Origin of the sequence: Kribbella shirazensis (genome assembly GCF_011761605.1) — a bacterium.
Lineage (GTDB): Bacteria > Actinomycetota > Actinomycetes > Propionibacteriales > Kribbellaceae > Kribbella > Kribbella shirazensis.
This window is the reverse complement of sequence record NZ_JAASRO010000001.1, coordinates 6,916,462-6,936,622: the sequence shown is the minus strand read 5'-3', so window position 1 is coordinate 6,936,622 and position 20,161 is coordinate 6,916,462. Positions and strand designations below refer to the sequence as shown.

General features: G+C 68.2%; 24 protein-coding genes. 8 read left to right on the top strand and 16 right to left on the bottom strand.

Features of this window, described 5'->3' with window-relative positions; genetic code table 11:
* Positions 1 to 15: 15 nt before the first annotated feature.
* The 4 genes from BJY22_RS33200 (at position 16) to recO (ending at position 4,178) form a co-directional block, all read left to right on the top strand.
* Positions 16 to 1,473 (top strand): GNAT family N-acetyltransferase, encoded by a 1,458-nt coding sequence (locus BJY22_RS33200; protein ID WP_167214870.1) that lies wholly within the window; start codon positions 16 to 18, stop codon positions 1,471 to 1,473.
* Positions 1,474 to 1,611: 138 nt separating this feature from the next.
* Complete coding sequence (locus BJY22_RS33195) at positions 1,612 to 2,604, top strand: aldo/keto reductase (protein ID WP_167214868.1); 993 nt, start codon at positions 1,612 to 1,614, stop codon at positions 2,602 to 2,604.
* The gene (locus tag BJY22_RS33190; RefSeq protein WP_167214865.1) at positions 2,601 to 3,422 is read left to right on the top strand and encodes an NAD(P)H-binding protein; all 822 of its coding nucleotides are present in this window, start codon (positions 2,601 to 2,603) and stop codon (positions 3,420 to 3,422) included. Before BJY22_RS33195 ends, BJY22_RS33190 begins: the two co-directional genes overlap by 4 nt.
* A gap of 12 nt (positions 3,423 to 3,434) precedes the next feature.
* Positions 3,435 to 4,178, top strand: a complete 744-nt coding sequence (gene recO, locus BJY22_RS33185; RefSeq protein ID WP_167214862.1) for a DNA repair protein RecO — start codon at positions 3,435 to 3,437, stop codon at positions 4,176 to 4,178.
* A gap of 53 nt (positions 4,179 to 4,231) precedes the next feature.
* Here recO and BJY22_RS33180 read toward each other — a convergent pair whose 3' ends face one another.
* The 10 genes from BJY22_RS33180 to BJY22_RS33135 all read right to left on the bottom strand — a co-directional run bounded on the left by BJY22_RS33180 (position 4,232) and on the right by BJY22_RS33135 (position 11,416).
* On the bottom strand, positions 4,232 to 4,999 hold the full coding sequence (locus BJY22_RS33180) for a PIN domain-containing protein (RefSeq protein ID WP_167214859.1): 768 nt from the start codon (positions 4,997 to 4,999) through the stop codon (positions 4,232 to 4,234).
* 5 nt (positions 5,000 to 5,004) lie between these two features.
* Positions 5,005 to 5,403, bottom strand: coding sequence for a hypothetical protein (locus BJY22_RS33175; RefSeq protein WP_167214856.1), 399 nt, complete (start codon positions 5,401 to 5,403; stop codon positions 5,005 to 5,007).
* 226 nt (positions 5,404 to 5,629) lie between these two features.
* The gene (locus BJY22_RS33170; protein WP_167214854.1) at positions 5,630 to 6,394 is read right to left on the bottom strand and encodes a PIN domain-containing protein; all 765 of its coding nucleotides are present in this window, start codon (positions 6,392 to 6,394) and stop codon (positions 5,630 to 5,632) included.
* Positions 6,391 to 6,804: a hypothetical protein gene (locus BJY22_RS33165; RefSeq protein ID WP_167214852.1), complete on the bottom strand. Its 414-nt coding sequence runs from the start codon at positions 6,802 to 6,804 to the stop codon at positions 6,391 to 6,393. The genes BJY22_RS33170 and BJY22_RS33165 overlap by 4 nt, the downstream gene beginning before the upstream one ends.
* A 226-nt stretch (positions 6,805 to 7,030) precedes the next feature.
* Complete coding sequence (locus tag BJY22_RS33160) at positions 7,031 to 7,795, bottom strand: PIN domain-containing protein (RefSeq protein ID WP_167214849.1); 765 nt, start codon at positions 7,793 to 7,795, stop codon at positions 7,031 to 7,033.
* A complete protein-coding gene (locus tag BJY22_RS33155) occupies positions 7,792 to 8,208 on the bottom strand; it encodes a hypothetical protein (RefSeq protein ID WP_167214846.1) in 417 nt (138 codons plus the stop codon). Before BJY22_RS33155 ends, BJY22_RS33160 begins: the two co-directional genes overlap by 4 nt.
* 673 nt (positions 8,209 to 8,881) lie before the next feature.
* Positions 8,882 to 9,124 carry a hypothetical protein gene (locus tag BJY22_RS33150; RefSeq protein ID WP_167214842.1) on the bottom strand — a complete coding sequence of 81 codons (243 nt, stop codon included), beginning with the start codon at positions 9,122 to 9,124 and terminating at the stop codon, positions 8,882 to 8,884.
* 5 nt (positions 9,125 to 9,129) lie between these two features.
* Complete coding sequence (locus BJY22_RS33145; RefSeq protein ID WP_167214839.1) at positions 9,130 to 9,528, bottom strand: hypothetical protein; 399 nt, start codon at positions 9,526 to 9,528, stop codon at positions 9,130 to 9,132.
* 284 nt (positions 9,529 to 9,812) lie between these two features.
* Positions 9,813 to 10,811 carry a hypothetical protein gene (locus BJY22_RS33140; protein WP_167214836.1) on the bottom strand — a complete coding sequence of 333 codons (999 nt, stop codon included), beginning with the start codon at positions 10,809 to 10,811 and terminating at the stop codon, positions 9,813 to 9,815.
* Positions 10,805 to 11,416: a hypothetical protein gene (locus tag BJY22_RS33135; RefSeq protein WP_167214833.1), complete on the bottom strand. Its 612-nt coding sequence runs from the start codon at positions 11,414 to 11,416 to the stop codon at positions 10,805 to 10,807. Before BJY22_RS33135 ends, BJY22_RS33140 begins: the two co-directional genes overlap by 7 nt.
* A 159-nt stretch (positions 11,417 to 11,575) precedes the next feature.
* Between BJY22_RS33135 and BJY22_RS33130 the strand changes: the two genes are divergently transcribed.
* The 3 genes from BJY22_RS33130 (at position 11,576) to BJY22_RS33120 (ending at position 13,620) form a co-directional block, all read left to right on the top strand.
* Positions 11,576 to 12,415, top strand: coding sequence for an isoprenyl transferase (locus BJY22_RS33130; RefSeq protein ID WP_202891371.1), 840 nt, complete (start codon positions 11,576 to 11,578; stop codon positions 12,413 to 12,415).
* Positions 12,416 to 12,481: 66 nt separating this feature from the next.
* Positions 12,482 to 12,703, top strand: a complete 222-nt coding sequence (locus BJY22_RS33125; protein ID WP_167214827.1) for a hypothetical protein — start codon at positions 12,482 to 12,484, stop codon at positions 12,701 to 12,703.
* Positions 12,703 to 13,620 carry a hypothetical protein gene (locus tag BJY22_RS33120; RefSeq protein ID WP_167214824.1) on the top strand — a complete coding sequence of 306 codons (918 nt, stop codon included), beginning with the start codon at positions 12,703 to 12,705 and terminating at the stop codon, positions 13,618 to 13,620. The genes BJY22_RS33125 and BJY22_RS33120 overlap by 1 nt, the downstream gene beginning before the upstream one ends.
* Positions 13,621 to 13,651: 31 nt before the next feature.
* Here the strand turns inward: BJY22_RS33120 and BJY22_RS33115 are convergent, their stop codons facing one another.
* Genes BJY22_RS33115 through BJY22_RS33100 form a run of 4 tightly spaced genes read right to left on the bottom strand, consistent with a single transcriptional unit; the run spans position 13,652 to position 17,245 of the window.
* Entirely contained in the window at positions 13,652 to 14,293 is a 642-nt protein-coding gene (locus BJY22_RS33115; RefSeq protein ID WP_167214821.1) for a response regulator, read from the bottom strand.
* Positions 14,290 to 15,513 (bottom strand): sensor histidine kinase, encoded by a 1,224-nt coding sequence (locus BJY22_RS33110; protein WP_238350533.1) that lies wholly within the window; start codon positions 15,511 to 15,513, stop codon positions 14,290 to 14,292. The genes BJY22_RS33115 and BJY22_RS33110 overlap by 4 nt, the downstream gene beginning before the upstream one ends.
* 47 nt (positions 15,514 to 15,560) lie before the next feature.
* Complete coding sequence (locus BJY22_RS33105) at positions 15,561 to 16,370, bottom strand: ABC transporter permease (protein ID WP_337759705.1); 810 nt, start codon at positions 16,368 to 16,370, stop codon at positions 15,561 to 15,563.
* Positions 16,367 to 17,245: an ABC transporter ATP-binding protein gene (locus tag BJY22_RS33100; RefSeq protein WP_202891370.1), complete on the bottom strand. Its 879-nt coding sequence runs from the start codon at positions 17,243 to 17,245 to the stop codon at positions 16,367 to 16,369. Before BJY22_RS33100 ends, BJY22_RS33105 begins: the two co-directional genes overlap by 4 nt.
* Before the next feature lie 220 nt (positions 17,246 to 17,465).
* On the opposite strand from BJY22_RS33100, the gene BJY22_RS33095 reads away from it, so the two are divergent.
* Positions 17,466 to 18,560, top strand: a complete 1,095-nt coding sequence (locus tag BJY22_RS33095; protein ID WP_167214815.1) for an S-(hydroxymethyl)mycothiol dehydrogenase — start codon at positions 17,466 to 17,468, stop codon at positions 18,558 to 18,560.
* Here the strand turns inward: BJY22_RS33095 and BJY22_RS33090 are convergent.
* Both BJY22_RS33090 and BJY22_RS33085 read right to left on the bottom strand, forming a co-directional pair.
* Positions 18,557 to 19,051, bottom strand: coding sequence for a GNAT family N-acetyltransferase (locus tag BJY22_RS33090; RefSeq protein WP_167214812.1), 495 nt, complete (start codon positions 19,049 to 19,051; stop codon positions 18,557 to 18,559). The genes BJY22_RS33095 and BJY22_RS33090 overlap by 4 nt on opposite strands.
* Positions 19,052 to 19,132: 81 nt before the next feature.
* Positions 19,133 to 20,107 carry an aldo/keto reductase gene (locus tag BJY22_RS33085; RefSeq protein WP_167214809.1) on the bottom strand — a complete coding sequence of 325 codons (975 nt, stop codon included), beginning with the start codon at positions 20,105 to 20,107 and terminating at the stop codon, positions 19,133 to 19,135.
* Between the last annotated feature and the right edge of the window lie 54 nt (positions 20,108 to 20,161).

Below are 20,161 nucleotides of genomic sequence, written 5' to 3'. Positions count from 1 at the left end.
GGTTGGGTCGGCCGGGTGATCAGCATTCGCGAGATCGACCCGGCCGACCTGGCCTTGTTCGACGAGTGGTACGACGCCTTCCGGGCCGGCGCGATCGCCGGCCGGGAGGCCGCGCTGGTGGTCGGCCGGGAGACCCTCGGGTTCTCGCTGCGCACCCCGGGCCCGCTCAAGCGGCGGATCGCGGTCGGCGCGTTCGAGGACGAGCGGGTGCTCGCGACGTTGCTGTTCGAGTACCGGCTGACCGACAACCTCGACACGGTCGAGGTCGAGATCGCCGTACCGCCGGAGCACCGGCGCCGCGGGATCGGTACGGCGCTGTGGCGGTGGGCCGTCACGCGCTCTGCGCAGCTCGGTAGGACGATCGTCCAGGCCGAGCTCGGCGTACCCGGGGATCCGTCGCCCGGCGCCGCGTTCGCGGAGCGGCTCGGGTTCCAGGTGGAGCATGTCGAGGAGCATCTCGTCGTACCGCTGCCGTACGACGACCTGCGGCTGGACGAGCTGCGGTCCGCGGCGGGCCCGCTCGACGGGTACCGGCTGACGTCGTGGGCGGGGCTGTGCCCGCCGGAGCATCAGCAGGCGTACGCCGATCTGCACACCGCGATGGATCTGGACGTGCCGACCGGCGGGATGACGCGCGAGCTCGTGCCGTGGACGGTCGAGAAGCTGACCGCGAGCGAGGCGCGCGTCGACCGGACCTACCTCGCCCTGGTGACGATGGCGCACACCGACGCGGGCGAGCCGGCCGGGTACACGCTGATCTATCTGCCGCGGGCGGACGCCGAGCACGCCCAGCAGGACGACACGCTGGTACTGCGTGAGCATCGCGGCCACAACCTGGGGACCCATCTGAAGCTGGCGAACCTGCAGCAGCTGGCGAAACACCGTACGGCGCAACGCTTCCTGCACACCTGGACCGCGTTGTCGAACGCCCCGATGCGCAAGGTCAACGCGCGGTTCGGGTTCCGCGCGGTCGAGGAGCATCGAGAGGTCGAGCTCCGGCTGCCCCGGCTCCGGCCGGCGGCGCGCGGCGTGATCCTCGACGAGGACGACCGCGTCCTGCTGGTCCGCTTCGAGTTCCCCGACGGGCCGCTCTGGGCCACGCCCGGCGGCGGCGTCGAGGCCGGGGAGACGCTGGTCGAAGGTCTGCGCCGTGAGCTCATCGAAGAGGTAGGTCTGACGGACTTCCCCGACCCGCCGCACCTCTGGCACCAGGAGATCGTTGCCGACGGCCACGCCACCGGCTTCGACGGGGTGATCAACGACTATTTCCTGATCCGCACGAACCACTTCACCCCCGCCGGCACCCTCACCGCGGCGGAGCTCCGCGCCGAGAACGTCCACGCCATGCAGTGGTGGACCCTACCCGACCTGGACGCCCACGCAGAACGCTTCGCCCCCCGCGAACTGCCGACGCTGCTCCGCAAACTCCTCGACTCAGGCCCACCAACCATGCCGACCCAACTGGGCCTGTGACCTGTGCGAAGCCTGTGAGAAAAGGTGACCGGTCGTGCTACCGGTCAGAGGCGTCGTAGCCGGCTGAGCTGTCACCCCCGTCTCACGATCTGCGGGGGTGTTGGCCGCCGGCCCGGGGTACGGCGGTAGGTTCGGGACATGCGTGAATCCCAGCTCGGTGACCTGACCGTTTCCTGCCTCGGCCTCGGCTGCATGGGGATGTCCCAGTCGTACGGCGTCCGCGCGGACGACGCCGAGTCGATCGCGACCCTGCACGCGGCCATCGACGCCGGATGCACCTTCATCGACACCGCCGACGTGTACGGCGACGGCGAGAACGAGGAGCTCGTCGGGCGCGCACTGGCCGGCCGCCGCGACGAGGTGGTGCTCGCGACCAAGTTCGGGTTCAAGCGCAGCGACCCGACGTCGCCGGCGCCTCCGACCGCAGTCGACGGGTCGCCGGAGTACGCGCTGGAGGCCCTGGACGCGTCGCTGCGGCGCCTGGGGGTGGAGCACATCGACCTGTGGTACCTGCACCGGCGCGATCCCCAGGTCCCGATCGAGGAGACGGTCGGGGCGATGGCCTCGGCGGTCGAGGCGGGCAAGGTGCGGTACCTCGGGCTGTCCGAGGTGAACGGGGAGACGGTGCGCGCGGCGCATGCCGTCCACCCGATCAGCGCCGTACAGAGCGAGTGGTCGTTGTGGACGCGCGACCCGGAGACCGTCGTCCTGCCGACGCTGCGGGAGCTGGGCATCGGGTTCGTGCCGTTCAGCCCGCTCGGGCGCGGGTTCCTGACCGGGCAGATCAAGTCCGAGGCGGACTTCCCCGACGACGACATGCGGCGCACGCTGCCGCGGTTCCAGGGCGAGAACTTCCAGCGGAACCTGGACCTGGTCGAGCAGGTGAAGGCGCTGGCCGCGTCGAAGGGCGTGACGCCGAGCCAGCTGGCGCTCGCCTGGTTGCTTGCGCAGGGCAATGACGTGGCGCCGATCCCGGGGACCAAGCGGCGCAAGTACCTGGCGGAGAACCTGGGCGCGGCGGAGGTCTCGTTCTCGGCCGACGAGCTGGCGGCGCTGGACGCGGCGTTCCCGCCGGACGCGGTGGCCGGGCAGCGGTACCAGCAGGGTGGAATGGACCTGGTGGGCAAGTGATCGGCGTCACCGGTGCGACCGGTCAGCTCGGGTCGCGGATCGTCGAACGGTTGACCGGGGAGCAGCTCCGGTTGATCGTGCGGGATCCGGCGCGGGCGCCGTCGGTGCCGGGTGCCTCGGTGGCGCAGGCGGCGTACGGCGAGCATGCCGCGCTGCTGGCGGCGCTCGACGGTGTCGACGTACTGATGTTGCTCAGTGCAACGGAGTCGGCGGACCGGGTGGCGTTGCACAAGGCAACGGTCGACGCGGCGGTGGCGGCGGGGGTACGGCGGATCGTGTACACCTCGTTCGTCGGGGCGGCGCCCGGGGCGACGTTCACGTTCGCGCGCGACCACTGGCACACCGAGCAGCACATCCGGTCGAGCGGTGTCGACTTCACCTTCCTGCGGGACAACCTGTACCTCGATTTCGTACCCGGGTTCGCCGGGCCGGACGACGTGATCCGCGGTCCGGCGGGGGACGGGCGGGTGTCCGCGGTGGCGCGGGACGACGTGGCGGCCGTGGCGGCCCGGGTACTCACCGGGTCGGGGTTCGGCGGTGCGACGTACGACCTGACCGGACCGGCAGCGTTCACGTTGTCCGAGGCGGCCGGCGTACTGACCGAGGCGTGGGGCCGCAAGGTCCGGTACGAGCCGGAGACGCTCGACGAGGCGTACCGGTCCCGGGAGTCGTACGGCGCGCCAGCGTGGGAGGTGGCCGGGTGGGTCACGTCGTACGCCGCGATCGCGAGCGGCGAACTGTCGCAGGTGTCGACCGCGGTGCGTGACATCACCGGGCAGGAACCGATCAGCCTCGAGGAGTATGTCGGCCGGGAGTGAGACACTGACGTCGTGCCGCTCTACCGGGATCAGGCGATCGTGCTGCGCACCCAGAAGCTGGGTGAGGCGGACCGGATCGCCACGCTGCTGACCCGCGCCAACGGCAAGGTGCGCGCGGTCGCCAAGGGAGTCCGCCGTACGTCGTCGCGCTTCGGCGCCCGCCTGGAGCCGTTCAGCCACGTCGACCTGCAACTGGCGACCGGCCGGACGCTGGACGTCGTCACGCAGGCCGAGTCGATCGCGGCGTACGGCGAAGGGATCGTCGACGACTACGCGCGGTACACGGCAGGGACCGTCCTGCTGGAGACCGCCGACCGCCTGGTCGTCGAGGAGAAGGAACCGGCGACCCAGCAGCACCTCCTGCTGGCCGGCGCCCTCCGCGTCCTGTCCACCGGCGAACGCGAGCCCGCCCTGGTCCTCGACTCGTTCCTGCTCCGATCCCTGGCGATCGCCGGCTACGCCCCGTCCTTCGACGACTGCGCCCGCTGCGGCGAACCAGGCCCCCACCGAGCCTTCAACCCCGCCGCCGGCGGCATGGTCTGCACCACCTGCCGCCCACCCGCCTCAGCCATGCCGTCCCAAGCCACAGTCACCCACCTGGCCGCCCTCCTCACCGGCGACTGGCCCACCGCCCTCCAAGCCGACCCCAGAACCCGCCGGGAATCCACCGGCCTGATAGCCGCCTTCTTCACCTACCACCAAGACAACCAACTCCGCTCCCTACCCCACCTGGACCTCACCACCGGAGCCTCCTAGGCCCCCGTGGCCCAGCGCACACCGACCTGGCGAACCGAGGAACCTGGTACCGATCACTTGTCCTGCTCGGTGTCCTTCGCTTTCTCCGCGCCCTTCGAGCCACCGCTCTTCCGCGCCTCAGGCGCCGCAGCGGGAGCCGCAGGCGTGCCAGGCTCAGCCACCCCCTCGAACGCGGCGTACTGAGCAGACCCCCGCTGAGTCGCCACGAGCACCGGCGACGTCCCCCGCTGCTCCGCCGGCACCACAGTATTCAACTTCTGCGCAAACCCCCGAAGCTCCTGCCCCTCCGCCATCACATCAATCAAGGCCGACATCGTCTTCGGCTCCCGCCGATTACGGTCGAGCATGTCCCGCAGGCCCTCCTGAACCCGCTGGGGCTCCTCGTCGAGCTTGCGGATCAAGAACTGATTGAGACTTTCGACCCGCATCGCGTTCGATCCGGTTGTCGGCGGGTTGAAGTCCTTGAGGTTGTCGGTGACAAGTACCTGTGACTGACTGTGGACGGCCCCCGCCAAGACATGCTTGTCCTTCGGATCCGCCCTCATCTGGTCCTGCAACTCCTGTGGCGGAGCTGATCTCATCGCTTTCTCGAATGCGCCGTTCATACGTGCGATGCGTCGGTCGATGGATTTCTCCGACACCCCTGGTGGCCGGTTGCGGCGCATCTCGTCGATCACCTGCTGAGTCCAGCGCGGCTCGAAGACGTCATGATCAGCCAACGACAGCAACACGTCGGTGGTCTGTTGTCCTCGGATCACGTTCGCGTCCAAGAACGCGCGCTCGGGCTTGCCGGAGTCGGGCGAGTACGGCGACGCGGTCACGCCGCCTACTCCTCCTCGTCCGCGAGCATCTCATCGAGAATCGCACGCCGTCGCTCGCGGCGTGCGATGTCCCACTTGATGACGTCGGCCAGCTGAACCCAGTCGACGTACTCCGAGGACCTGAACGGAATTGCGCCTTCAGCGACGTACTCGCGGAGGTCGTCTCGCCCGATCGCGATGGCATCTGCTGCATCGTCGATCGGCAACTCGGTGCGTAATGGAACGACTTTGACCGCCCGGCCCGCCCGCATCGCCTCGAGCACATGCTGCACAGCCTGGTATACGACTGGCGGAATTTCTTCGCGTGTCCCGTCCGGCCCGATCACTGCGGGCCCACCCGGCTCGACGGCGCGCTCGTCCGCTTCCAGCAAGTAGATCCGCGAGTCAGTCGTCGGTCCAGACATGTCTGGATTCTATCCGTCAGTTGAGACCGTAGATTTGCGTTCTCCACGGGCCTGTGGACAAGCGGTGCGACGCAGGACCCATTGCAGCCAAAGGGTGTGGTCGAGCGTACCGAGTGTGGCGACCGATCAGTCGAAGCCGTCACACAAAGCCCGATCCAGCGATTCCGGCGGACCGCCCATCAGCTTCTCGTCCAGGGCAGCGCCGGGCCGCGCCGTCAGCCCTTGCCTACTTATCCTGCTCGGTGCCCTTCGCCTTCTCGACGCCCTTCGAGCCGTCACCCTTCCGCGCCTCAGGAGCGGTAGACGGAGCCTCCGGCTTCCCCGGCTCAACGACCCCCTCGAACGCGACATACTGAGCAGACCCCCGCTGATTCGCCACCAGCACCGGCGATGTCCCGCGCTGCTCCGGCGGCACCACAGTGTTCAACTTCTGCGCAAACCCCCGCAGCTCCTGCCCCTCCGCCATCGTGTCGATCAAGGCCGACATCGTCTTCGGCTCCCGCCGGTGCCGACTCACCATGTTCTGCAGTCCGGCCTGCACCTGCTCCGGGTGTTCGTCGAGTTGGCGGCCGAGAAACTGGTTCAGGTTCTCGACCCGCATCTGGTTCGATCCCGAAGTCGGCGGGTGGAAGTCCTTCAGATTGTCCGTGACCAACACCGCCGACCCACTGTGTACGGCACCCGCCAGTACATGTTTGTCCTTGGGATCGGCCTGCATCTGATCCTGCAGGTCCTGCGGTGGTTCATCGACCATGGCATCCGGGAAGGCGTTGTTCATCGCTCGGATGCGCCGGTCGATGTCCGCCTCGGATAGCCCGGGCGGTCGGTTCCGACGCATCTCGTCGATCACCTTCTGGGTCCACCGCGGCTCGTAGACGCGCTCGGCGGCGAGCGACAGCAGAACGTCGGTGGTCTGCTGGCCGCGGATCACGTTCGCGTCCAGGAACGCACGCTCCGGGCTAGCGCTCTCAGACCGCCCGGACTCGATCATGACGGATGGTCATCATCGTCAGAATCGCTCGCCCAGTATTCGTCGAGCACGGCGCGTGTCGCTGCTTGGCGCCTGTTGTCCCACTCAATGACATCCTTCAGCTGCACCCAGTCGACGTACTCCGTCGACCGGAAGGGGATCTCTCCGGCACCGACGTGCTTCCGAAGCACGTCGCGCGCCACGGCGACCGCGTCCGCCGCCTGGTCGATCGGCAACTCCGTCCGCAGCGGAATGATCTTGACTGCCCGCCCGGCCCGCATCGCCTCGAGCGCGTGCTGCAGCACGCGGAACGCTGCGGGTGGAATCTCCTCTCGCACGCCGTCCGGTCCGATCACTGCTGGCCCACCCGGCACGATCCGCCGATCGTCCTCATCCAGCAGATAGATCCGCGCATCAGTCGGTCCAGCCATGTTCAGATCCTATCCGTCAGTTGAGACCGTGGATCCGCGTTCTCCACGGGCCTGTGGACAAGCGGTGCGACGCAGGACGCATTGCAGCCAAAGGGTGTGGTCGAGCGCACCGAGTGTGGCGACCGATCAGTCGAAGCCGTCACACAAAGCCCGATCCAGCGATTCCGGCGGACCGCCCATCAGCTTCTCGTCCAGGGCAGCGCCGGGCCGCGCCGTCAGCCCTTGCCTACTTATCCTGCTCGGTGCCCTTCGCCTTCTCGACGCCCTTCGAGCCACCGCTCTTCCGCGCCTCAGGAGCCGTAGACGGAGCGTCCGGCTTGCCCGGCTCAACGACCCCCTCGAACGCGGCGTACTGAGCAGACCCCCGCTGAGTCCCTACCAACACCGGAGAACTCCCTCGCTGGTCCGGCGGCACCACACTATTGAGCTGCCGAGCAAACCCCCGAAGCTCCTGCCCCTCCGCCATCGTGTCAATCAACGCCGACATCGACCTTGGCTCCCGCCGATTGCGATCGAGCATGGCGTGCAGACCCTCCTGCAACCGTTCGGGATCCTCCTCGAGCTTCCGGATGAGGAACTGATTCAGGTTCTCGACCCGCATGGCATTCGGCCCTGACGTCGGCGGGGCGAAGTCTTTCAGATTGTCGGTGACCAGCACATCGGACTCACTGTGCACGGCTCCCGCCAGCACATGCTTGTCCTTCGGGTCCGCCTGCATCTCATCTTCCAACGCCTGCGGCGGCGCCGCCGTCATCGCACGCGGGAACGCCTTGTTCATCGTCGTGATGCGCCTGTCGATGGCAGCCTCTGTCAGACCAGGCGGCCGGTTACGCCGCATCTCGTCGATGACCTTCTGCGTCCAGCGCGGTTCGAAGACACGGCGGCTCGCCAGCGACAGCAGTACATCCGTTGTCTGCTGGCCACGAATTACGTTGGCATCAAGAAACGCGGTCTCGACTCGAGCTGGGTGGCTCTGCCGCGTGTCCTTCATGACTGATCGTCGTCATCCGTTGGCTCGCCGCCTAGCAGCTCGTCCATCGCGGCCTCCTGCTCCGCATAGCGCCTGTTGTCCCACTCGATGACATCAGCCAGACGGACCCAGTCCACGTACTGCGTGGACCTGAACGGTATGGCGCCCTCGGCGACGTACGCACGGAAGTCGTCCCGCCGCATCCCGATGGCATCGGCCGCCTCATCGATCGGCAGCTCAGGTCGCAATGGACTGACCTTGACGGCCCGGCCCGCCCGCATCGCCTCCAGCACATGCTGAATAACCCGGAACACGGCCGGTGGGATGTCCTCCCGCTCCCCACCAGGCCCAACCACGGCTGGCCCATCGGGCACAGTGTGTCGGTCATCCTCGTCGAGCAGATAGATCCGGGAGTCCATCTTGGGCTGAAACATGCACCAATTTTAGTCGCCGTCGGCTCGCAGCAGACGGAGCCTGACCGCACCTGTGGATACCTCGCAGATACCCGATGGTGCGGCTCCGGGCCCGCGACGCCGGAGAGTACTCGGGCCGCAGCGTCCATGAGTGCGCACTGGACTCGCGGCCTCCAGCTCCCACGACCCCGATCAAGACGGCTGCTCATCGGCCTCGTCCGCCCAGTGCTCGTCGAGGACGCTGCGCTGTCTTGCGCGGCGCTCGGCGTCCCACTCGGTGACATCGGCCAGCCGCACCCAGTCGACGTACGCCGTCGACGAAAAGGGAATCTCGCCGGCGCCGACATGGTTTTGCCGTACATCACGCGCGACAGCGCGGCGGCACCTCCTCGCGCGTCCCGTCAGGCCCAGTCAACGAGGGCCCATCCGGCACCACCACGAACTCACCTTCGTCCGGCAGATAGATCCGCGAGTCTGCAGTTGGATTGAACAAGCTCCGAACTCCCATTGTCCGTTGGTTCAGACGCTGCGCAGCCAGACCCCTATCACCTGTCCTGCTCGGTGTTTTTCGCCCCTCGATAGCTTGGCTCCGCCGCTCTTGCCCGTCTGAGGAGCCGCAGGCGGAGCCTCCAGATCCCCAGGCTCAGCCACCCCTTCGAACGCGGCATACTGAGCAGAGCCCGCTGACCTTCCGTCATCGCTTCTTCGAATGCGCCGTCATTCGCGTGATCCGCTTGTCGATGGCCGTCTCCGACACACCGGGCGGCCGGTTGCGGCGCATCTCATCGATGACCTGCTCCGTCCAGCGGGGTTCGAAGACCCCTGCGGCGGCTAACGACAAGAGCACGTCGGTCGTCTGCTGCCCACGGATCACGTTGGCGTCCAGGAACGCGCGTGCAGTATCCCTGGCGTCTGACCCGTACGTCGTCTCGGTCATGACGCCTATGCTTCGTCGTCGGCAAGCATCTCGTCGAGGATCGCACGACGCCGCTCGCGACGCGCGTTGTCCCAATTGATCACGTCGGCCAGTTGAACCCAGTCGACGTACTCCGAGGAGCGAAACGGAATATCGCCCGCGGCGACATGCTTGCGCAGATCGTCGCTTCGCATGCCGATCGCATACGCCGCCTCGTCGATCGGCAGCTCCGGCCGGAACGGCATGACCTTGACCGCCTGTCCCGCACCCATGGCGTCGAGTACATGCTGCACGGCCCGATACATCAGCGGCGGAATCTCCTCCCGCGTCCCGTCCGGACCGATTACCGCAGGCCCGCCAGGCGCAACCTGCCGCTGATCCTCGTCCAGCAGATAGATCCGCGCGTCACGCGCCGGTCCAAGCATGGGCTGAATTCTAATCTTCGTATGGATTCCTTGCTCGCTCCATCGGCGACCCTGTGGACAGGCCAACAAGTCAGCAGTCGACCGAGATCATGACCTCCGAGAACGGCGACTGACTGCCGACGTCGGCCTGAGAACGGACACGCCCGGCCTCGTTCTGCGAGCAGGTCGTGGGTGCCGCGGTGAGCCGTCTCGGTTACCGGGGCGGAACCGTACGGCGTCCATCGGTAGTTGACGCTTCGCTCAATCGTCTGCGGCTAACCCGGACGATTTCGCGAGACCTGTCGTTAGCAGCCGGCCTTTGGGGGTGCGGTGGCGGCGCGACCGTCCGGGTCGACGAGCACGGGGACGGCTTCTCCGATGCGCAACTGCGTCGCTGCCTGCTGCGTCAGGGAGATCTGACCGCTGTCGCCGAGAGTGCTCTGCCAGTTGATCTCCCACTGCGCGACCGCAGTCACCGGGTACTTGCAGTTCGGCAGCTTGTGCGAGGTCTTCACGTACCGATGTCCGCACGTAGGCGAACTCTTCACACCCATCGACGCGTCGTACGGGGTTCCCGGCCCTTCACAGCGAACCGTCTTACCGTCCCCCATGGACCAGTTGATGGCCTTCGCCCGAGCCGTCACCGTCACAGTCAAGCCTGGAACGCTCGCGCTCCGAACTATCGGGCCCCAAGTGTTGTCCGTCTTGGTCACCCATAGCCAGACCGGCATATTCACCAACCCGATCTGATCAGGTGCCGGCGCCGTCTTGACGAGCGGCGGTGCAAGTTGCATTTCCCCAATTGCCTGGTAAGCCAGCGTCACCGGATCGATCACAACCGTGTCGGGTCTACCAGGCAACCAGATCCACCGCGTCACGAAGCGGATGCCCTGCTCGCGAACACAAGACCAGATTGCGCCATCCGTGTGCCCCTGCCACGAGGGATCGCTCTTCGGAGGTTGTGGGGAGAGACGTTGCAGATAGCACTGATGGCTGTTCGACCAATTGCCAGGATCGGACGTGCATGAGCGTGCGGCACCGCCATCGAAGCAGACGCTCTCCGGCCTCCGCGTGGTCGACTTGGCGGGCTTCTTCCCTTGCGTCTGCTTGTCCTGCGGAATCTCGACCGTAGAACGAGGAGCCCAGTAGCAACGGCCGTTCGGCAGACAGAGCGGAACGTAATCGTCGCCGGGCTTCGGCGGAAGCTTCTTGCCTTCAGTCGAAGTCCCTGCGAAGGCAATAGTTGTCAGCGCCAAGGTGCTGATGAGAAGGCCGGCAACGAGCCGGAGGACGAGCCTCAGCATTCGCCCGTATCCTGCTGATCCACGAGGAACCACATCTTCTTGGTCTGCCCGTCCGGCGGCGCGAAGACAAGCTTGGCCTGTACTTTGCTTCGCCCGCTCGTCCCAGGCCCAAGAGGCACGGGCTTACGCGTTGCCAGGTAGCGCAGTGTGACCTTGGTCGAGTTCAGGCACGCGCTGAGGTTCACCTCGGGCTGCTCACCTGTCGTTTTGACCGATGTCACTGTCATCGACTCCACGCGGACCCTGCCGTCCTGGTACCAACCGCGCTGCTGGTTGAACTCGACGTTGCCCCACACCTGAATAAGCCAATCTCCGCCTGTACCGGCCTGCAACAGCTTGGCGCGACTCGCGGCAGGAGGGTTGTTGAGCGCCGTGTCGATGGCGGTCCAGGCCGCAACGTAGCGCGCCTTGGCAGCCGTGATGGCGGCCTGTTCCACCGTGGTCTGGGCTGGGGTGGACGGCGCCGTCGGCGTTGGGCTCGGGGTGGTGGACGGCGAAGGGGGCGCTGTGTTGGGCCGGCCGGCTTCGGGGGAGCCGTTGCAGGCGGTCAGCAGGGTGAGGGTGCTGAGCGTGGCGACGGCGGCGAGTAGCGGTCGGCGGGGCATGGGGTGGGGCTCCGTTCTTGAGTGCTGTTGGTGTAAGGGTGGCATACGGAGGGTGTTCGAGGGGGTGGGTTATCCACAGGTTGCACGTTGTTGCAGGTGGCCTCGGTGAGGGGTGGGTGGGCGGTCGGGTGGGGGTGTTCGGGTGGGAGACTGCGGGGTATGTCGCCTATTGGTCGTCGTCGGGGTCGGGGTGTGGTTGCTGGGCGGGGGGACAGGGCGGTGGTGGCGCCGGAGGGGCATCCTTCGGGGGCGCGGCCGCCGGTGATTCCGGCTGAGTTGGTGCCGAATCATGTGGCGATCGTGATGGACGGGAACGGGCGGTGGGCCAAGCAGCGGGGGCTGGCGCGGACCGAGGGGCACAAGGCCGGTGAGGCGTCGTTGCTCGATGTGATCAAGGGCGGGATCGAGATCGGGGTGAAGTACATCTCGGCGTACGCGTTCTCGACGGAGAACTGGGCGCGGTCGCCGGAAGAGGTGCGGTTCCTGATGGGGTTCAACCGGGAGGTGATCCACCGGCGGCGCGACGAGCTGGACGCGATGGGGGTCCGGGTGGTGTGGTCCGGGCGGCGGCCGCGGTTGTGGAAGAGCGTGATCGACGAGCTCGAGTACGCGCAGGAGCGGACCAAGCACAACGACACGATCACGCTGCAGTTCTGCGTGAACTACGGCGGCCGGGCGGAGCTCGCGGACGCGATGCGGTCGATCGCGCGGGAGGTTGCCGACGGCAAGATCAGGCCGGACCGGATCTCCGAGCAGACGATCGCCCGGCACCTGTACGCGCCGGACATCCCCGAGGTCGACCTGTTCGTCCGGTCGTCGGGGGAGCAGCGGACCAGCAACTTCCTGGTCTGGCAGCTGGCGTACGCCGAGATGGTGTTCCTGGACACACTCTGGCCGGACTTCGACCGGCGCGACCTGTGGCGGGCCATCGAGATCTACGCGCAACGCGACCGGCGGTACGGCGGTGCGGTGCCGAACCCGGTGAGCTCCGAAAGCTGAGAACGCGATCCGGTGGGAACGGTGTTCGCCCCCGGAGCGTCTAGTCTCGTTGCAGGTGTCAACGACATGAACGGGAGACGCAGCGTGCAGGACCAGCCGACGGAAGGGAACCCGCAGCAGATCGTGGAGCGGGAACTGCGGGCCGCACAGGAGCAGGTCCGGAGGGTGGCCGAGCAGCTGCGCGCCGGTCTGTCCGAGGACGACCGGCTGGCCGCCGAGGCCAGAGCACGGGCCGCATCGCAGGCCCAGTCGCAGGATGCCGCGAACGGAACGAAGGAAGAGCGCTGATGGCGAACGAGAGAGACATCGCGATCCTCACCGACCGGGTCGCGCAGGCGATGAACCGGGCGCGGGCGACGCTCGACTACGTGGCCGACTCGCTCCAGGACCGGAACTACGGCCGGCTGCTGGAGAACCGGATGGAAGACATCGGCCAGCTGCAGGCCGGGGGCGACCGCGTCCGGCAGGCCGAGTTCGAGGCCGAGGCGCAGGGCCGGCTCGCGTCCCGCACCGGGGACCGTGGCGACATGGCGCGCTGGGCAGAGGCTGACGACCAGGTACGGCTCTCGTTCAACCACGCAGCGCAGGACGCCGGGGATCTCGGATCCCGGATCGGGAGAGCGCAGGGTGAGCTGGAGGACTTCCACGACGATCTGGGCAGGAGCTCGGCGTTCCTCGACCAGGCGCTCAGCGACGTCGACACGCTCGAGCAGTTCCCGGAGTACGGCGCGGAGGCGGCCGGCGAGCTGCGCACCCGCGTGGCCCACCTCCAAAATCTGACCACGCAGACGGATGCCGGCCTGAAGACGGCGTACGACCGGCTCGGCAACGCCCGGGCCACAGCGTTCCAGCTCGAGCAGGCCTCGCTGCAGGTCGGCGACGGGGCGCACTCCGCTGCCATCCGGGACGCCAGTACGTCGCTGACGATCGACGTGAGCCGGACCCGCGACAGCCTGACCGACGTGCGTGAGGGCATCGACTCGCGGATGCACAACGTCAACGAGATGGCGCAGTACAGCATCGACGAGGCCAACCGGGCGGCCGAGCTGGAGCACACTATGCGGATCGGGATGCCTCCGGCGATCTCGGCCGAGCAGGGCGGTGAACGTCCGGCGGATCAGGAATCCGGGACCAGCGGCGGCGTCCAGGACCCACGGCTGCGCCTGATGCGCGGAGCAACGGACGCCGGCCAAGAGCGCCGCTGACAGTTCTCAGCGACCAGGCAACGTGGCCTACTCAGCGTCCCGGTGACGGGAGTAGGCCGCGTTCGATCGCGACGGTGACGGCTCGGGTGCGGTCGTCGACGTCGAGTTTGGCGAACAGGCGCTGGAGATGCGTCTTGACCGTGGCCTCGCCGATGAACAGTTCCCGCCCGATCTCGGCGTTGCTGAGCCCGCGTGCGACCGCGGCGAGTACCTCGAGTTCACGCGGCGACGGCTGCGTGGCGGCCGGTGGCGCCGGGGTCCGCAGACGCGACATCAACCGCGCCGCGACCGGCGGCGCGAGGACGGTCTCACCACGAGCGGCCGCACGGATCCCGTTCAGCAGGTCGGCATGCGGCGTGTCCTTCAGCAGGTACCCGGCGGCGCCGGCCTCGACCGCATGCAGGATCTCCGAGTCGGTGTCGTACGTCGTCAGCACCAAGACCCGCGTCGACGGGTAACCGGACACGATCGCCCCGGTCGCCGCGACGCCGTCCATCCGCGGCATCCGCAGATCCATCAGTACGACGTCCGGCCGCGTCGCCTCGACCAGCGCCAGCGCCTCCGAACCGTCGCCGGCCTCGCCGACCACGCAGATGTCGTCGGTCACCGCGAGCATCCCGCTCAACCCGGACCGCACGACCGGATGGTCGTCGACCACCAGAACCCGGATCACACATCCTCCTGTACGGCCGGAATCAACACCTGGACCCGGGTGCCCTGCCCGGGTGTGCTCTCCACCTCGACGGTGCCGCCGGACTCCTCGACCCGCCCGCGCATCGCGCTCAGCCCGAAGCCGCCGGACGCCGACTCCGGCGTGAACCCGGACCCGTCGTCGCGGATCTCGATCCACACCCGGCCGTCCGACAACCCCAGCGTGATCAGTACCTGCGTCGCCGCCGCATGTTTGCGCACGTTGGCCAGCGCCTCCTGCGCCGACCGCAACAGCACCACCTGCTGCGCCTGAGGCAGCGCCGCGACCTCGTCGTCCGGCAGGTCCAGCGACACCTGTACGTCGACACCGGTCTCGGCGGCGAACCGCTCGGCCTGCCGGCGCAGTACTTCGGTCAACGTTGCCTCGGACAACGCAACCGGGGTGAACGCGGCAACCAGCGCCCGCGCCTCGGCGAGGTTCTCCCGCGCGGTGTCCTCGATCGCCGCCAACCGAGCCGTCGCGCCGTCGGCACCGCCCCGCGACAGCTCGGCCGACGCGGCCTGCGCGAGCATCACGATCGAAGTCATCCCCTGCGCGAGCGTGTCGTGGATCTCCCGCGCCATCCGCTCGCGCTCGGCCATTACCCCGGCGCTGTGGTGCGCCTCGGCCAGCTCGTCCCGCGCGGACTCCAGCTGCTCGATCAGCTCGGCGCGCTGCTGGCTCTGCGTGATCACCTTCTCGATCCAGATCCCGAACAGCAGGCTGACCACCAGGCTGACCAGCATCCACGGCAGGATGGCCCAGAACGCGTCCCAGCCCCACCCGGCGCTCCACAACTGCGCCGTACCGACGCCCACCACGAGCAGCAGACTGAACCCGACCCCCTCGCGGACGTCCTCGCACAGCAACCAGATCTGCGCCGACGCGATGAACATCAGGAACACCGACTGCGGATACAGCCCGATCAAGACGATCAGGGACCCGATCAGCACCAGCCGATAGATGTACGACGGGAGCGCCCGGCGGGACCGCACCGCGGGCAGCCCGATGAACTGGTACGCCGCACCGAGCAGCACGACCGTACCGACGTACACCGTCTGCCGGACCGTCCCGAGGTCACCGGTGAACGACAGCGCCAGCGTCATCCCGAGCAGGACCCAGAACACGATGTGCCAACCGACCAGCGTCTGTGTCCAGACCGGCTGTCCGGCGGCACCGCGTGAACTCTGCACGGACCCCATCTTCCTCCACGCCTGGATCCAGCTCCGAGGCCAGGCGGGCCGGTCCATCAGCCCGCGTCCCGGCGGGTCCAGCGGAAGACGCGCTGGGCGAGGAAGAGCCCGACGAGCAGCCAGACCGTGAGCACGATCGCGCCGGTGCCGAGCTGCCAGGACCCGCCCGGCTCGTTCACCTCGTACCCGTCCGGGAGAAACACCGAGCGCATGCCCTGCGCCAGCCACTTCAGCGGGAAGAACTCGGACACCGTCCGCATCCACGCCGGCAGGCTGCTGTAGACGAAGTACACGCCGGAGATGAACTGCAGCAGCAGGACGACCGGCGTGACGACCGCCGACGCGGCCCGCCCGGACTTCGGTACGACGGAGAACGCGATCCCCAGCACCGAGCCGGACGCGGTGCCGAGCACGAAGATCCACAGGAAGTGCAGCCACTTGGCGGGCGAGGACGGGATGTCGACACCGAGCGCCAGCCCGGCGATCGCCAGCAGCAGCGTGAACTGCAGGATCGAGGTGATCAGGACCATGCCGATCTTGCCGACGAAGTACGACTGCGGCGACATCGGCGTCCCGCGGAGCCGCTTCAGCACGTCCTGGTCGCGCTCGATCGCGATCGCGATGGCCAGCGACTGGAAGCTGGTCAGGAAGATGCCGGAGGCAATCATGCCGGGCGTGAAGTACGTCGCCGCGGTGACCCCGCCGGAGAAGTCGGTGCCGCTGAACACCGCGGAGAAGATGCCCAGGAAGATGATCGGGAAGAAGAATGTGAAGATCAGCTGCTCCCGCTCGCGGAAGAACTCCTTCACCTCGATGCCGGTCCGGGACAGGCCGACCTTCAACGGCGAGGGCAGTGCGGTGCTCACTGAACAGCTCCTTCCAATGCCGGAGCGGCGGCGGCCGACCCGATCAGTTCCAGGTAGATGTCCTCCAGGCTTGGCCGCCGTACCTGCAGCTCGGGGACCTCACCGCCGTACTGCGTCATCAGCCGGGCGACCTCGGCCGTCGGCCGATCGGTGCGTACTTCGCGGGGACCGTCCGCGCTGAGCCAGGAGACGCGCGCGGTGCGGGCGCCGCGGCCGCCGAGCGTGTCGGGAGTCGCGACCTCGACCATCTTTCCGTCGGCGATCACACCGACGCGGTCGGCGAGGTGTTCGGCCTCGTCCAGGTAGTGGGTGGTGAGCAGGATCGTGGTGCCCTCGGTGCGGAGGTCCTCGATGAGCGTCCAGAACTGCCGGCGCGCCTCGGGGTCGAACCCGGTGGTCGGCTCGTCCAGGAACAGCAGCTCCGGGTTGCCGATCACGCCGAGCGCCACGTCGAGGCGGCGGCGCTGGCCGCCGGACAGGGTGCGGATCCGGGTCTTGCGTTTCTCGTCGAGACCGACCGCGGCGATCACCTGGTCGGGGTCGCGCGGGTTCGGGTAGTAGCCGGCGAAGTGCGTCACCATCTCGGCGACGGACAGCACCGCCTCGTCCCGCGTCGTCTGCGCGACGATCCCGAGCCGGGCCCGCCAGTACCGGTCGCCGCGCGCCGGGTCGGTGCCCAGCACGCTGATCTCACCCTCGTCGGCCCGGCGATACCCCTCCAGGATCTCCGTGGTCGTCGTCTTACCGGCCCCGTTCGGGCCGAGCAGGGCGAACACCTCGCCCCGGTGGATGTCCAGGTCGACACCGTCGACCGCGACCTTGTCCGGGTACCGCTTGACCAGCCCGCGCACCCTCACTGCCTCGTCGTACTCCATGCCCTCAACTCTCGCGGCCACCCACGGTCCCGCGGGAGCACCGCCCGGCGTACGCACTGTCCCCCGAACGGTGGACATAAGAACAGGAGGTGTCGGTGTCCTCCGGGTCCTGACGGGCCGGCCTCAGGCGTGGCGGGCGGTATACGTAGACGACTACGTCCTGTCGTTAGGCACGCCGAAGGGGCTGACGGGAGCGGGGGCGGGCGGTTAGGTTCGGGGAATGGCTCAGACGGTGCGTGGTGTGGTGGCGGCGGGCAAGGGTGCTCCGGTGTCGATCGAGGAGATCACGATCCCGGACCCGGGACCCGGGGAAGCGGTCGTGCAGGTGCAGGCGTGCGGCGTCTGCCACACGGATCTGCACTACCGCGAAGGCGGGATCAACGACGAGTTCCCGTTCCTGCTGGGGCATGAGGCCGCCGGGATCGTGGAGTCGGTCGGCGACGGCGTGACCGACGTACAGCCGGGTGACTTCGTCGTACTGAACTGGCGGGCCGTCTGCGGCAACTGCCGCGCCTGCCTCCGCGGCCGCCCGTGGTACTGCTTCAGCACGCACAACGCCGAGCAGAAGATGACGCTCCAGGACGGCACCGAGCTGAGCCCCGCGCTCGGGATCGGGGCGTTCGCGGAGAAGACCCTGGTCGCGGCCGGGCAGTGCACGAAGGTCGACCCGGCGGCGAAGCCCGAGGTGGCCGGGCTGCTCGGGTGCGGCGTGATGGCCGGTCTCGGCGCCGCGCTCAACACCGGCAACGTCGGGCGCGGGGACACCGTCGCCGTGATCGGCTGCGGTGGGGTCGGTACGGCGGCGCTGGTCGGCGCCCGGCTGGCCGGGGCGGCGAAGGTGATCGCGCTCGACCTCGACGAACGCAAACTCGCCACCGCGCGGGAGCTCGGCGCCACCCACACGATCCACTCGAAGGGCCTCGACCACGACGGCGTCGTCGCGGCGGTCCAGGAGCTCACCGGTGGGTTCGGCGCCGATGTCGTGATCGACGCGGTCGGCCGCCCCGAGACCTGGAAGCAGGCCTTCTACGCCCGCGATCTGGCCGGCACCGTGGTCCTGGTCGGCGTCCCCACGCCCGACATGCGGCTCGACATGCCGCTCCTGGACCTTTTCGGCCGCGGCGGCTCCCTGAAGTCGAGCTGGTACGGCGACTGCCTGCCGACCCGCGACTTCCCGCTGCTGATCGATCTGCACCTCCAAGGCCGCCTACCGCTCGACCGCTTCGTCTCCGAGACGATCGCGCTGGACGAGGTCGAGGCGGCCTTCACGAAGATGCACCACGGCGACGTACTACGGTCGGTCGTCCTCTTCTAGACCTTGAACGAGATCCACAGGTCCGGGGTCGCGTCGGGCTTGCCCTTGATCGGGCGTGCCTCCTGTGTCCAGACGTCACCGGAGAGCTCGGTCGCGACCCGCTGCCAGAACCGGACCGCCTTCTCGTTGTTCCCCTGGAACGCGACTTCGCACGGGCCCGGGTGGTGCGACAGCACTTCCTGGACCGCGCGCAGCCCGAGACCGTTGCGGCGTACCGGACGCACCATGAAGAAGGCGTTCAGCACCCGCACCGGCTGCTGCAGCGCCCGCATGAAGCAGAAGCCGACCGGGTTCTCCCCGAGCGAGATGAGGTAGCCGGCCCACTCGGGGTCGCCGGTCAGGACGTTCTCCAGCCACTCGCTGCGGTAGCTGCCGTCGGGACGCGGGAGCTGGCCCTGGAACTCGGACAGGTCGTGACGGAACATCAGCCACAGCCGCTCCATCAGGACTCGGTCGGACGCTTCGACGCGGCGCACCACGAGATCAGACATGGGTCTCCTCAGAAGAATCAGAACGCAGAAAAGCCTCCCGCCGGAAGAGTCCGGTACGGAAGGCTTACTGCGTGCAGTTTATCAGCTCCGCGGCGCGGTCCGCCCGGCGACCCAGTCCATGTCGGGGTACCGCGTGCCGACCGGGGTCAGCTTCGACAGGGCCTCGACGTCCTCGGCGGCCAGCCCGACCTCGAGCGCGCCGAAGTTCTCCTCCAGGTACGTACGGCGCTTCGTTCCCGGGATCGGGGCCACGTCGTTGCCCTGCGCAAGTACCCAGGCCAGCGCGATCTGTCCCGGCGTGGCGCCGTACCGCGTGGCGACCGCCCGGATCTCCTCGACCAGCGCGAGGTTCGCGTCCAGGTTGTCGCCCGTGAACCGGGGGAGGGTACGGCGGTAGTCGTCGGCCGCGAGGTCCTTCGGCAGCGCGCCCGTGAGCATGCCGCGCCCGAGCGGCGAGTACGGCACGATCCCGATGCCGAGCTCGCGGCACGCCGGCAGCACCGAATCCTCGATGTCCCGGCTGAACAGCGACCACTCGGTCTGGACGGCGGTGATCGGGTGGACGGCGTGCGCCCGCCGGATCGTCTCCGCGGACGCCTCGGACAGCCCGAGGTACCGGACCTTCCCGGCCTCGACGAGCGCCGCCATCGCCTCGACCGTGTCCTCGATCGGTACGGCGGGATCCATCCGGTGCTGGTAGTACAGGTCCACGTGATCGGTGCCGAGCCGTTGCAGCGACGCGTCGATCGCGGAGCGGACGTACTCGGGCGACCCGTTCACCCCACGCGCCGCGATGTTGCGCGGGTCGCCGGTGATGCCGAACTTCGTCGCCAGGAACACCTCGTCCCGGCGGGCGGCGACGGTCCGCCCGACGAGCTCCTCGTTGGCTCCGAACCCGTACAGGTCGGCGGTGTCGAGGAAGGTGATGCCGAGGTCGAGCGCCCGGTGCAGGGTCGCGATCGACTCGGTGTCGTCGGCCGCGCCGTACGCGAAGCTCATCCCCATACAGCCGAGGCCGAGCCGGCTGACCTCGGCGCCTTGTCCACCCAGTTTCATGAGTTCTCCACAGTTTCAGGCATGGCTCCGCCAACCGAGCGTCGGCACGGTCGG